Below are 12,472 nucleotides of genomic sequence, written 5' to 3' on the forward strand. Positions count from 1 at the left end.
CAGCGCCGGCCTGTTGATTTATCCGGATTTTCCGGACCTTTCCCCCACCCGCGTTCCGATTTTCCGGAAAACCGGAATCCATCGATCCGGATTACCGGACGATCGCACGATATTGTCTGATTTTTCGGCGCGCGGAAACCGCCGTCGCGCGCCCTCGGCCGCCGGCCGCCCATCCCGGAGCCAACCGCCGGGCACATTCGCGATCTCTACGCCCGGCACCGGCGGCACTCGCGCATCGCCCGCGCGTCACGCATTCGACAATGCGATATAGCGCGCGAGATGATGATCCTCGTCTCCGAGCTGATGGTCGATCATCACGAGCCGCTTCGCATAATGCGACAGCGGCAGTTCCCACGTCATCCCGATTCCGCCGTGCAACTGGATGCTCTCTTGCGCGACCAGCGCGCCGATCCGGCCGACGCTGTACTTCGCGGCGGCAAGCGCGCGCTCGCGCGCGGCACGCGGTGCATCGAGCCGCGCGGCCGCGTTGATCACCGCCGAGCGCGCCTGCTCGATCTCGATCAGCAGATCGGCCATCCGGTGCTGCAACGCCTGGAAGCTGCCGATCGGCACGCCGAATTGCTTGCGCGTGCGCAGATAATCGAGCGTATGCTCCTTGGCAGCGTCCATCGCGCCGAGCGCCTCCGCCGCGAGCGCGAGTAGACCGTAGCCGATCGTGCGCTCGAGCAGTTCGCCCGCATCGGGCACGCCGGCTGGCGCGCCGAGCAACGCGTCGCTGCCGAGCGCCACGCGCTCGAAGCGCAAATCGGCCGCCCGGCCGCCGTCGATCTTCCGATAGCCGCGCACCGACAGGCCCGGCGCCGTCTTCGGCACGACGAACAGCGCGAGGCCCGCCGGATCGTCGTCGGCGCCCGCCACGCGCGCGCTGACGACATAGAACGTCGCGTGTTCGCCGCAATCGACGACGGCCTTCTCGCCGTCGAGCACCCACGCGCGGCCATCGTGCACGGCGCGGGTGCGCACCGTGTGCAGTTCATAGTGCGTACCCGGCTCCGCATGCGCGAACGCGCCGATCGCGCGCCCGTCGATCAGCGCGTCGAGCAGCGGGCGGTGCACGGTGCCGCCAGCCTCGGCAAGCGCGCGCCCGGCCATCAGCGCGCCCGCGAACGGCTCGACGACGAGCCCGCGCCCAAGACACTCGAACACGAGCGCGATATCGAAGCCCGCGCCGCCAAAGCCGCCGCAGTCTTGCGTAAAAAGCGCGCCGATCGCGCCCAGCTCGGCGAAGCGCCGCCACATCTCGTCGCTGTAGCCCATATCCGACAGCGCGATCCTGTCGCGCACGGCAAACGGATACTGCTCGGCGACGAAGCGCTGCAGGCTGTCCGCCAGCATCCGGCGCTCGTCGGTATGTCGAAAGTCCATGTGTGTGCGCTCCTTCGTCACAATCCGAGCATCGTCTTCGCGACAATGTTCTTCTGAATTTCGTTCGAGCCGCCGAAAATCGACAGCTTGCGATTGTTGAAGTACTGCATCGCCGCGCTCGCGGCTTCGGGCAGGCCGCCCGGCGCGTGGCCGCCGTGGCCGCCCTCGAGCGCCTCGTCGACGAACGGCTGCGCGTGAGGCCCCATCGCACGCCGCATCAGCGACGTGATTTCCTGGCGGATCTGCGTGCCGAGTATCTTCAGCATCGAACTCTCGGCCCCCGGCACGCCGCCGCCCGCCACCGACGCGAGCACGCGCAGGTTGGTCGTCTTCATGTTCTCGAGGTCGATTTCGACACGCGCGAGCCGCGCGGCGAAGAGCGGGTCGTCGGCGAGCGGCCTGCCGTTCTTCACGACTTTCGCCGCGACCGCGCGCAGCCTCTCGAGCGCCGCGACCGAAAAGCCGACGCCCGCGATATTGGTGCGCTCGTAGGTCAGCAGATACTTCGCATAGGTCCAGCCCTGGTTCTCCTCGCCGACGAGGTTGTCGAGCGGCACGCGCACGTCGGTGAAGAACACTTCGTTGACTTCGTGCTCGCCGTCGAGCGTGACGATCGGGCGCACCTCGACGCCGGGCGAATTCATGTCGACGAGCAGGAAACTGATGCCTTCCTGCTTGCGCGCGCCGCTTGCGGTGCGCACGAGGCAGAAGATCATGTTCGCGTAGTGGCCGAGTGTGGTCCAGGTCTTCTGGCCGTTGACGACGTAATGGCCGCCGTCGCGCACCGCGCGCGTTTGCACCGACGCGAGATCGGAGCCCGCGCCCGGCTCCGAGTAGCCCTGGCACCACCAGTCAGTGCCGTCGAGGATGCGCGGCAGCCAGTAGCGCTTCTGCGCATCGCTGCCGTACTTGATCAGCACCGGGCCGAGCATGTTCACGCCGAACGGCACGATCCGCGGCGCGCCGGCGAGCGCGCATTCGTTGTCGAACAGAAACTTCTGCGCGACGCTCCAGCCGGGGCCGCCCCACTCGCGCGGCCAATGGCTCGCGAGCCAGCCCTGCTCGTTGAGGATCGCATGCCATTCGCGCATGTCGTCGCGCGTCAAGCGCAGGCCGCCCTTGACCTTGCTCGATAGGCGCTGCGGCAATTTGTCGGCGAGAAAACGCTGTACGCCGGCGCGAAACGCTTCCTCTTCTGCGGTGAAGTTCAGATCCATCTGGCGTGCCTCGAATGCGTGGTGAATTGCACAAGGAAACGCCCGGTTCCGCCGGGGAGCGCGCCACCGCTCGGCGACGAAGCCGGGGCGTCAGTCGATACGGTTCAGGCTCGCGAAATTCTCGCCGCGCTCGACCAGCTCGACGAGCAACGGCGACGGCTGCCAGAAGAACGGATCGTCCCGCGCGAACGCGCGGATGTCGGCAAGCACGTTGGCCAAGCCCACGGTGTCCGCGTAATGCATCGGGCCGCCTCGGTAGCGCGGAAAGCCGTAGCCGTGCACGAACACCGTGTCGACGTCGAGCGGGCGCAGCGCGATACGCTCGCGCACAACGTTCGCGCCTTCGTTGATCATCGCGGCCAGATAGCGGCGCACGATCTCGTCGTCGGTGAACACGCGCGGCACGACGCCCTTGCGCGCGCGCTCGGCGTCGATGATCTCCTCCACCTGCGGATCGGGCACGCCGGTGCGCGCGCCGTCCGGATACAGATAGAAGCCGCGCCCGGTCTTCTGGCCGAACCAGCCGCGCTCGCACAGGCGGTCGGCAATCTCGACATAGCGCAGCCGCGGATCGCGCGTCGGCGCGCGGCGCTTGCGCGCCGCCCAGCCGATGTCGCCGCCCGCGAGATCGACGACCTGGTACGGCCCCATCGGAAAGCCGAACGCGCGGATCGCCTGGTCGATCTGATACGGCGATGCGCCATCCTCCATCATGTGATCGGCGGCCATCCGGTAGACGGCGAGCACGCGGTTGCCGATGAAGCCGTCGCACACGCCCGCGCGCACCGGCGTCTTGCGCAGTTTCCTCGCAAGCTCGAACGCGGTCGCGACGACGTCCGCGCCCGCCTTCGCCGGCACCACCACTTCGAGCAGCTTCATGATGTGCGCGAGCGAGAAGAAGTGCAGCCCGATCACGTCGGATGCGCGCTCGATGCTCGCGGCGAGCGCGTCGATGTCCAGATACGACGTGTTGGTCGCGAGCACCGCGCCGGGCTTGCACGCGCGCGCGAGCGCGGCGAACACGGCCTGCTTCACCGCCATGTCCTCGAATACCGCCTCGATCACGACGTCGGCTTGCGCGAGCGCGTCGTATGACGTGCTGCCTTCCAAACGCGCGAGCCGCGCGGCTTGATCGCCGGCCGTCATCCGCCCCTTCGCGACGAGGCCCGCATACACCTTTTCGACATGCGCGCGGCCGCGCGCGAGCGAGGCGTCGTCGCGCTCGACCATCGTCACCGGCAAACCCGCGTCGAGCGCGGCCAACGCGATCCCGGCGCCCATCGTGCCGCCGCCGACCACGCCGATCCGCTCGAGCGGGCGCGGCGCGCTGCGGCGCGCCTCGGGCGACTTCGCCGCCTCGCGCTCGGCGAAGAACGCATGCACGAGCCCGGCGCACTGCGGACTCGCGACGCACTCGGCAAAGTACGCGCGCTCGGTGCGCAGCCCCTCGTCGAACGGCTGCGTCAGCGCGGCGGCGACCGCGTCGACGATCTTGCCCGGCGACAGCAGCCCGCGCGTTTTTTTCGCGACATCGGCACGCGCCGCGTCGAGCGCCGCCTGTGCCGCCACGCGGTCCGCGAGCCCCTGCGCGTCGCGCGTGCGGCGCACCGGCGCGCCGGCCGCGAGCAGTTCGTGAACATATGCGAGACCTTCGGCGAGCGTGTCGTCGCTCTGCGCGACGCGATCGACGAGCCCGAGCGCGAGCGCCTCGCCCGCCGCAACATGCCGGCCGCTGAGCATCAGATCGAGCGCGGCCCGCGCGCCGATCAGGCGCGGCGTGCGCTGCGTGCCGCCCGCGCCGGGCAAGAGGCCAAGCTGCACTTCCGGCAGGCCGAGCTTCGCGCCCGGCGTGGCGATCCGGTAATGCGCGGCGAGCGCGATTTCGAGCCCGCCGCCGAGCACCGCGCCATGCAGCGCGACGACAACCGGCTTGCCGCTTGCGTCGATCCGATTGCACACGTCCGGCAGCAACGGCGGCACGGGCGGCTTGCCGAACTCGCGAATGTCGGCGCCCGCGATGAAGTTGGGCCCCGCGCCCACGATCAGCACGGCCGCGACCGCGGCGTCGGCCGCCGCGGCGTCGAGCGCGTGCGCGAGACCACGCCGCACGGAGGCGGACAGCGCGTTGACGGGCGGATGATCGATCGTGACGACGAGCACCTTGTCGCGCCGCTCGTGCGTGACCGTATCGGTTTCATCGGCTGATGGGTGGGTCATGTTTGTCTCCGTGCTGAATGGGGCGCGCGCGGCGGCAACGATCGGGCACAACCGCGCGCGGGGTATGCCCCGATTCTCGATTGATCCAGATGGATTGACAATTCCCGCGTTCCTTTACAACCTGTCAAAGAAAATTTGACAAAGGCGGCTATGTTCTCCGTCCGAAAATGGATCTGAACGCACTCACCCTGCTCGTGGACATCCTCGATGCAGGCAATCTCAGCAACGCGGCGCGGCGGCTCAAGATGAGCCGCGCGAACGTCAGCTATCGGCTCAACCAGCTCGAGAAATCGATCGGGCTGCAGCTTGTGCGGCGCACCACGCGGCGCATCGAGCCGACCGAGATCGGGCTCAAGCTCTACGAGCACGGCCGCCGGATTCAGCACGAACTGTTCGCCGCGCGCGAGGCGGTGACCACGCTCGGGCAGGATCTGCAAGGCCGCGTCAGGCTGTCGGTGCCAAGCGGCTACGGGCAGCTCGTGATGTCCGCGTGGCTGATCGCATTCAAGCGGCGCTACCCCGGCATCGTGCTCGACGTGGTGTTCGAGAACCGGGTCGAGGATCTGATGCGCGACGAAGTCGACATCGCGGTGCGCGTGATGTCCGAGCCGCCGCAAAACCTGGTCGCGCGCGACATGGGCGCGGTGCGTTACGTCGCATGTGCGTCGCCCGGCTTTGCCGCGGCGCACCCGATGCCGAGCGAACTCGGCCAGCTTTTCGGCGCCCCCGTCATCACGGCGGCAGTGATCGGCCGGCAATTGCGCGTCGCCGCCTACCTGGGCGACGAGCGGCACGAAGTCCTGCTCGAGCCGACGCTGATCTCCGAGAACTTCCTGTTCCTGCGTGACGCGATTCTCGCCGGGCTTGGCGTGGGCATCGTGCCGGATTACGTCGTCCACGACGACGTGCGGCGCGGCGCGCTCGTCACGGCGCTCGATGCGTACCGGCTCAGCATCTTCGGCACGCACATGTATATGCTGTACATGCCGAACCGGCATCACACGCGCGCCATGTCGACGTTCATCGATTTCGTGCTCGATCACGCGCGCGGCGCGGGACGCGGCGAATAGCCGACAACGCGGGCGATGTCCAGCGGTTTCGAGCGACCGTGCACTCGGGGCTCGCGATATTGCCGAAGTAGTGGGTTGATAGTATTTTGGGCGACACAAGAAGCCGCTTGCCGACAAATGGCGATCCGCTTTCATTCTTACGGAACCAGAACGATCCTGTGAACGCTGCCCGCCCCCCCAGCCCCAAGCGTGCGGCCCGCACGCGCGGCGCGCCCGCGATACACCCGCCGAAGATCGAGCTGCGCGTGCTCGGCACACCGGTCACACTGCAGGAGCATATCCGCCGGCAGGCCGAGCAGGATCTCGGCATCAAGCTGCGCTTTGTCGTCGAAAGCGGCGTGGATGCGCAACGCGACGGCGCGATGCACCCGGAGCGCTACGAACTGTACGATCAGTGGTTTCACAGCATCGATTGTCTGTGGCCCGCGCAGGCGCTGCAGCCGATCGACGTCACACGCATCGCGCGCTGGAAGGAAGTGAACGCGCTGCCGCGCACCGGCCGCATCGGCCCGCGCGCGGAGCTGAGCGGCGGCAGCGTGCCCGCGCAGCGCCTGTTCGTGCAGCCGGACGGCACGCTCGGCGGCACCGCCACCGAGCGCATCAGCATGCTGCCGCTCACGCACAACGTCGACAGCTTCGCGTATCTCGACGATGCACTGCCCGCCCGGCTCGCCCGGACCCCCGAAAGCTGGGCGTGGCTGCTCGCGCCCGAGCTGGCCGGGCGCGTCGCGCTGCAAACGGACGCGTCGATCGGCGCGATCGATGCGGCGCTCGCGGTCGAGGCAAGCGGCCTGATGCAATTCGGCGATATCGGCAATCTGACCATCGAGGAAATCGACGCGCTAATCAGCACGCTGATCGAATTCAAGCGGCGCGGCCATTTCGCGGGCTTCTGGTCGACCTCGGCTGAAGCCGCGCAACTGATGATCTCGGGCAAGGTCGCGATTCAGAGCATCTGGGCGCCGGCAACGGTCCAGCTCGAGCGCGCGGGCGTGCGCTTTCAGCTCGCGCGTCCGCAGGAAGGCTATCGCGCGTGGTTCGGCGGGCTGTCGATCTCGCGCGCTGCGAGCGGCCGCGCGCTCGACGCCGCATACGCGTATCTGAACTGGTGGCTCGAAGGCTGGGCTGGCGCGACGATGGCGCGCCAGGGCTACTACATCTCGAATCCGGAACGCGCGCGCGCCTATCTGAGCGACGGCGAATGGTCGTATTGGTACGACGGCGCGCCCGCGACCGAAAAATTGTCATGCCCGACGGGCGAGCGCGCGATTTCGTCGGGGTCCGCACGTGCCGGCGGGAGCTACGTGTCGCGAATGAGCCGGATCGCGGTGTGGAATTCGGTAATGGACGAGCATAACTACCTGGTCCGCCGCTGGACCGAATTCATGCAATCCTGATGGATTCGCTGTTGCGAAGACAATGACAAAATCAGCCAAAGCGCGAAACCCTACCGCCCGGCCACGCAAGGCGGCCGCCGCCCATCCAGCCGCCAACGGCGCAGAAGACGGCCGCGAGCGCTACCGGTCGATCCACGAGCGCCTGAAGCACGCGATCGCACACGGCCGGATCGAAGCTGGCCTGGTGCTACGCGAGAGCGCCGTCGCACGGCTGTTCGGCACGAGCCGCGCACCGGCGAAAAAGGCCCTGGACATGCTGCACGCGCAAGGCCTGCTGCACCGGTTCGACGGCCCCGGCTATCTGGTCGCGCGCCATGACGGCGCCGCCGTCGAGCCGGTGCATGCGGCGCTGTCCGCCGACGCGCTCGGCCTGGATGCGCACAACGGCGCGCATGGCGCGCTGACGGACAGCGAGCGGATCTACGACGCGCTCGAAGCATCGATCTCGCTCGCCATCGTGTTCGGCCATTTCCGGATCAACGAAAGCGATGCGGCCCGCGCGTTCGGCGTCAGCCGCGGCGCGGTGCGCGAAGCGCTCAACCGGCTGCGCGATCTCGGCCTCGTCGAACGATCGCAGTCGGCGCATTGGCTCTGCGGCCCGCTGACCGCGCGCGCGGTGCGGCACGATTACGAGCTGCGCATCCTGCTCGAGCCGGCCGCGCTGCTGGCGAGCGCGCCGGCGCTCGCGCGCGGCACGCTCGCGGCCGCGCGCGACGACATCGCCCGGGCGATCGCCGCGCCGGAATCGTTCGACGCCGACGCCGCGCACCGGCTCGAAATCACGCTGCACGAGCGGCTCCTGAGCGATGCGCCGAATCGCAAGCTGCTGTCGCTCGTCAACCGCGCGCATCTGCCGCTGACAGTCAATCACGCGTTCTATGCGGCCTTTAATCTGCGCCCGGAGCAGGCCACGCTCGTCGAGCATCTGCGCGTGCTCGACCTGCTGCTTGCCGACCATCCAGAGGCCGCGTCCAACGCGCTCGCCGCGCATCTGCGCGCCGGGCAGGTGCGCACGCTGCAGCGGCTCAAATCGCTATCGGTGCTACCCGAACCGACGCTGCCGGGCTACCTGACCCGCATCGCATAATCCTTCGTCACCGCCACCGGATAAGCCATTCGCACCAACATGACCGTGATCGACCGGATTACCGTTGCGTGAACCACCGCCATTGCCTTCGCTTTTTGCCTGCCGCCCATTCATGCAGAAACACGCGCCGATGACCGACCGGATTCGTCCGCCTCTATCCCACCCGTGGACGGCGGCCATCGCCGCCGCGCTGCTCGCCGTTACCGCCGGATGCGCGAGGCCGCCCGGCGCAGACGCGCCGCGCACGCCGCAGGCTGCCGCCGATACGCCCGCGTCCGCACCGCCGGGCGAGTTGTCGAGCTGGGTTGACAAGCCGGGCTGGACCGCCCAGCGCGACATGATCGCCGCGCCTTTGCCGCTCGCCGCTCAGGCGGGCGAAGAGATGCTGAAGGCAGGCGGCACTGCCGTCGACGCGGCCATCGCCGCGCAGATGGTGCTGACGCTGATCGAGCCGCAAGCATCGGGCATCGGCGGCGGCGCGTTCCTGCTGCATTCGGACGGCAAGACGCTCGAAGCTTACGACGGCCGCGAAACCGCGCCCGCGACGGCGGGTGCAACAGCGGCGGCGCCCGCGACAGCGAGCAGCGCGCGCCGCCACGCGCCCGGCGGTATCCCGCCCGCGCCCAGCCCAGGCGGAGCCGGCGAGCACGCCGGCCCGGCCGACCTCGGCGGCCGCGCGGTTGGCGTGCCGGGCGTGCTGCGCATGCTCGAACTCGCGCACCGCGCGCACGGCAAACTGCCGTGGAGCCGGCTGCTGCAGCCCGCGATCCGGCTCGCCGAGCACGGTTTCCCGCTCGGCCCGAGGCTCGCGGCGGCGATCGCCGGCGATCCGTCGCTCGCGAACGATCCGGCCGCGCGCGCGTACTTCCTCGACAAAAACGGCAAGCCGCTGGCTGCCGGCACCATGCTGAAGAACCCGGCGCTCGCGGCAACGCTGCGACTCATCGCCGCACACGGCGCGAATGCGTTCTATACCGGCGCCATTGCCCGCGATATCGTCGCGAAAGTCCGCCAGGCGCCGAATTCGGGCGGGCTCACGATGCAGGATCTCGCGCGCTACCGTGCGAAGGTGCGCGCGCCGCTTTGCACCGACTACCGGAAATGGACCGTCTGCGGCATGCCGCCGCCGTCGGCGGGCGGCCTCGTCGTCGCGCAAATGCTCGGCGTGTTCGAGGCGCTGCCGGACTGGCTGCAGATCGGCGCGCAAAAGCCGGTGCGCGGCGCGAGCGGCTACGAGCCGACGCCGTTTGCCGTCCACCTGTTCAGCGAAGCGGGCCGGCTCGCCTATGCCGATCGCGCGCAATACGTCGCCGATCCCGATTTCGTCGCCCCGCCCGCGCCCGGCTGGGCGAGCCTCGTCGACAAGCGCTACGTCGCGGCGCGCGCGCACATGATCGGCGACGCGAGCATCGGGCACGCCGACGCCGGCTCGCCGCCGGGCGCGCCGCTCGCGTTCGCCGACGGCCGCGGCACGGAGGAGCCGCCGCCGGCCTCGCCGATCGTGGCCATCGACCGCTACGGCAACGCGCTCGCGATGACGTCCAGCCTCGGCGGGCGCTTCGGCTCACGACTGATGGTGCGCGGCATGCTGCTCAACAACGAGCTGGTGAACTTCTCGCCCGCCTCCGGCGAGGCCGGCAAGCCCGTCGCGAACCGCATGCAGCCGGGCAAGCGTGCACGCTCGACGCTTGCGCCCGTGCTCGTGTTCGAGAAGAGCACGCAGCGGCTGATGATGGCGCTGGGCTCGGCGGGCGGCGCATCGGCCGCGAACTACGTCGCGAAGACCCTCATCGGCATGACGGACTGGGGAATGACGGTCCAGCAGGCAATCGCACTGCCGAACTTCGGCTCGCGCAACGGCCCGACCGAGCTTGAGCAGGCGCGCGTGCCGGATGAACTCGCGCAAGCCTTGAGAGGACGCGGGCACGACGTGCGGTTCGTCGACGCCCGATCCGGCCTGCTGGGCATTCAGCGGATCAACGTCGGCGGGCAATCGGTGTGGTTCGGCGGCGCGGACCCGCGCCAGGACGGCATCGTCATGGGAGACTAAGCGGCGCCGGGCGGACATCGCGGGCGTGGCTGCGCATGCGTTTCGCCGACGGCCAGCCCGGCTTGCGGTAGGTGCGCAAACCGGCATCGGCAAACCGGCGGCCCGAGCGCGTCCGCCACGCAACACGCCGCCGCGCCGCCCACGTCACCCCCGCCCCTTCCACGGCACGAGCCGGCGCTCGAGCGCACGCATGCCGAGATCGAACCCCCACGCAATCAATCCGATCAGCACGATTCCCATCACGACGACATCGGTGCGCAAAAAGCTCGACGCGTTGAGCACCAGTTGGCCCAGCCCCGCCGTCGCGGCCACCATCTCGGCGGCAACGAGCGTCGTCCAGCCAAAGCCGATCGCGATCCGCAGCCCGGTCAGGATCTCGGGCAGCGCCGCGGGCAGCACGACGTGCCGGACGACCTGCGCAAAACTGCCGCCGAGCGAATAAGCCGCGTTGATCTGCTCGACGGTCGCGCTCTTCACGCCCGCGCGCGCCGCCATCGCGATCGGCGCGAAACAGGCGAGAAAAATCACGACGATTTTCGCGGTCTCGTCGATACCAAACCAGATCACGACGAGCGGCAGATACGCGAGCGGCGGCAGCGGCCGATAAAATTCGAGCACCGGATCGAGCAGCCCGCGCGCGATCCGGCTCACGCCCATCAGGATGCCCGCCGGAACCCCCGCGAGCGCCGCGAGCGCGAACGCGCCGAACACGCGCAGCGCGCTCCAGCCGAGATGCTCGGCGAGCGGCAGGCCGCCCTGAAGGCGGCCGAGCGACGCGTCGACGAACGCGCGCCAGACAGCCTCGGGCGCCGGTAGAAAGAGCGGCGGCAGCCATTGAAAATGCGTCGCGGCCCACCATAGAATCGCCAGCCCGATGACCGAGCCCGCGCTCAGCGCGACGCTCGTGCCTTCGCCCGGCAACCGGTAGCGGCGCCGCGCGCGCGGTGCGCCAAATGCCGTGCGCGAAGCCGGTGCGGCCGAGCCAGCCGATATGCTCGATCGAACGGCCGATGCGGCCGCCGCCTGCGAGGCCGGCGCATCGGCATGCGGCGCAGATAACACGGTTGCGGTTGCGGCGGCCCGCGCTGCCATCCCTTCCACCGCGGCCATTTGCGCAAGCGCGGCTTGCGCCCCCGCGCCCGGGCTTTTCGAATCCGAATCCGACACCGCCTGCCGCGCGCTCATCGCGTCCGCTCCATTGCTTCGGCTTCGTCCCCGGCTTCCGGCCGCGCCAATGCGGCCCACGCGTCAGCCCGCCCCGCTGCCCCGCGCCGATGCAACCGCTCGACGAGCCGCTCGCGCCACGCGATGAACTCCGGCGACGACTTCACCGCGCGCGCGTCGCGCGATTCGACGTAGCGCCGTGCGAACGGCAGCGTGTCAGTCTCGGCAATGCGCCCCGGTCCGGGCGTCATCACGACGAGCCGCGTCGCAAGAAACAGCGCCTCCTCAATGTCATGCGTGATGAAGAACACCGTCTGACGCGTGCGCGCCCATAAATCGAGCACGAGTTCCTGCATCGATTCACGCGTCATGGCATCGAGCGCGCCCATCGGCTCGTCCATCAGCAGCACGCGCGGCTCGCCCGCAAGCGCGCGCGCGATCCCGACACGCTGCCGCATCCCGCCCGACAGCTCGTAGACGCGCGCGTGCGCATGGCCTTCGAGGCCAACGAGCGCGAGCATTTCGCGCGCGCGCCGCTCGCGCTCGGTCTTCGCGACACCCCGAAAGCGCAGGCCGAGCGCGACGTTGCCCAGCACGTCGAGCCACGGCAGCAGCGCATAGTTCTGGAACACGACGCCGCGATCGGCGCCCGGCCCCGCCACGCGCTCGCCGTCGATCAGCACGTCGCCCGCGCTCGGCGCGACAAAACCCGCGATGCAGTTGAGCAGCGTCGTCTTCCCGCAGCCGGACGCGCCAAGCGCGACGACGAACTCGCCCGCGTCGATGCGCAGATCGACATCGGCAAGCGCCTGCGTGCCGCCGCGCCCACGCTCGCCCGGATAGGCCACCGACAGCCGCCGAATCTCGAGCGCGCTCATCGTGCC

The 12,472-nt window shown here is 69.3% G+C and carries 9 protein-coding genes; 4 read left to right on the forward strand and 5 right to left on the reverse strand.

All coding sequences use genetic code 11. From position 1 onward, the window contains the following. Positions 1 to 246: 246 nt before the first annotated feature. The 3 genes from WS68_RS06305 to WS68_RS06315 form a co-directional block, all read right to left on the reverse strand. Positions 247 to 1,386: an acyl-CoA dehydrogenase family protein gene (locus WS68_RS06305; protein WP_059569983.1), complete on the reverse strand. Its 1,140-nt coding sequence runs from the start codon at positions 1,384 to 1,386 to the stop codon at positions 247 to 249. Positions 1,387 to 1,403: 17 nt separating this feature from the next. Next, positions 1,404 to 2,603 (reverse strand): acyl-CoA dehydrogenase family protein, encoded by a 1,200-nt coding sequence (locus WS68_RS06310; protein WP_059569984.1) that lies wholly within the window; start codon positions 2,601 to 2,603, stop codon positions 1,404 to 1,406. 90 nt (positions 2,604 to 2,693) lie between these two features. Beyond that, the gene (locus tag WS68_RS06315) at positions 2,694 to 4,820 is read right to left on the reverse strand and encodes a 3-hydroxyacyl-CoA dehydrogenase NAD-binding domain-containing protein (protein WP_059570008.1); all 2,127 of its coding nucleotides are present in this window, start codon (positions 4,818 to 4,820) and stop codon (positions 2,694 to 2,696) included. 167 nt (positions 4,821 to 4,987) lie between these two features. On the opposite strand from WS68_RS06315, the gene WS68_RS06320 reads away from it, so the two are divergent. The 4 genes from WS68_RS06320 (at position 4,988) to WS68_RS06335 (ending at position 10,424) form a co-directional block, all read left to right on the forward strand. Then, positions 4,988 to 5,890 carry a LysR family transcriptional regulator gene (locus WS68_RS06320; protein ID WP_059569985.1) on the forward strand — a complete coding sequence of 301 codons (903 nt, stop codon included), beginning with the start codon at positions 4,988 to 4,990 and terminating at the stop codon, positions 5,888 to 5,890. 245 nt (positions 5,891 to 6,135) lie between these two features. Further along, complete coding sequence (locus WS68_RS06325) at positions 6,136 to 7,287, forward strand: ABC transporter substrate-binding protein (RefSeq protein WP_082709835.1); 1,152 nt, start codon at positions 6,136 to 6,138, stop codon at positions 7,285 to 7,287. Positions 7,288 to 7,309: 22 nt separating this feature from the next. Beyond that, positions 7,310 to 8,374, forward strand: coding sequence for a GntR family transcriptional regulator (locus WS68_RS06330; protein ID WP_059569986.1), 1,065 nt, complete (start codon positions 7,310 to 7,312; stop codon positions 8,372 to 8,374). A gap of 130 nt (positions 8,375 to 8,504) precedes the next feature. After that, on the forward strand, positions 8,505 to 10,424 hold the full coding sequence (locus tag WS68_RS06335; protein ID WP_059570010.1) for a gamma-glutamyltransferase family protein: 1,920 nt from the start codon (positions 8,505 to 8,507) through the stop codon (positions 10,422 to 10,424). Between the two features lie 144 nt (positions 10,425 to 10,568). On the opposite strand, the gene WS68_RS06340 is transcribed toward WS68_RS06335, so the two are convergent. Beyond that, on the reverse strand, positions 10,569 to 11,516 hold the full coding sequence (locus WS68_RS06340) for an ABC transporter permease subunit (protein ID WP_156429367.1): 948 nt from the start codon (positions 11,514 to 11,516) through the stop codon (positions 10,569 to 10,571). An 89-nt stretch (positions 11,517 to 11,605) separates the two neighbouring features. Next, a complete protein-coding gene (locus WS68_RS06345; RefSeq protein ID WP_082709833.1) occupies positions 11,606 to 12,466 on the reverse strand; it encodes a taurine ABC transporter ATP-binding protein in 861 nt (286 codons plus the stop codon). Positions 12,467 to 12,472 lie beyond the last annotated feature (6 nt).

The organism is Burkholderia sp. TSV86 (assembly GCF_001522865.1).
Lineage (GTDB): Bacteria > Pseudomonadota > Gammaproteobacteria > Burkholderiales > Burkholderiaceae > Burkholderia.

What these genes read in the sequence shown, in the direction of transcription:
- WS68_RS06305 (WP_059569983.1), bottom strand. Translation starts at nt 1,386, where the DNA reads ATGGACTTTCGACATACCGACGAGCGCCGGATGCTGGCGGACAGCCTG.
- WS68_RS06310 (WP_059569984.1), bottom strand. Translation starts at nt 2,603, where the DNA reads ATGGATCTGAACTTCACCGCAGAAGAGGAAGCGTTTCGCGCCGGCGTA.
- WS68_RS06315 (WP_059570008.1), bottom strand. Translation starts at nt 4,820, where the DNA reads ATGACCCACCCATCAGCCGATGAAACCGATACGGTCACGCACGAGCGG.
- WS68_RS06320 (WP_059569985.1), top strand. Translation starts at nt 4,988, where the DNA reads ATGGATCTGAACGCACTCACCCTGCTCGTGGACATCCTCGATGCAGGC.
- WS68_RS06330 (WP_059569986.1), top strand. Translation starts at nt 7,310, where the DNA reads ATGACAAAATCAGCCAAAGCGCGAAACCCTACCGCCCGGCCACGCAAG.
- WS68_RS06335 (WP_059570010.1), top strand. Translation starts at nt 8,505, where the DNA reads ATGACCGACCGGATTCGTCCGCCTCTATCCCACCCGTGGACGGCGGCC.
- WS68_RS06340 (WP_156429367.1), bottom strand. Translation starts at nt 11,516, where the DNA reads ATGGCAGCGCGGGCCGCCGCAACCGCAACCGTGTTATCTGCGCCGCAT.
- WS68_RS06345 (WP_082709833.1), bottom strand. Translation starts at nt 12,466, where the DNA reads ATGAGCGCGCTCGAGATTCGGCGGCTGTCGGTGGCCTATCCGGGCGAG.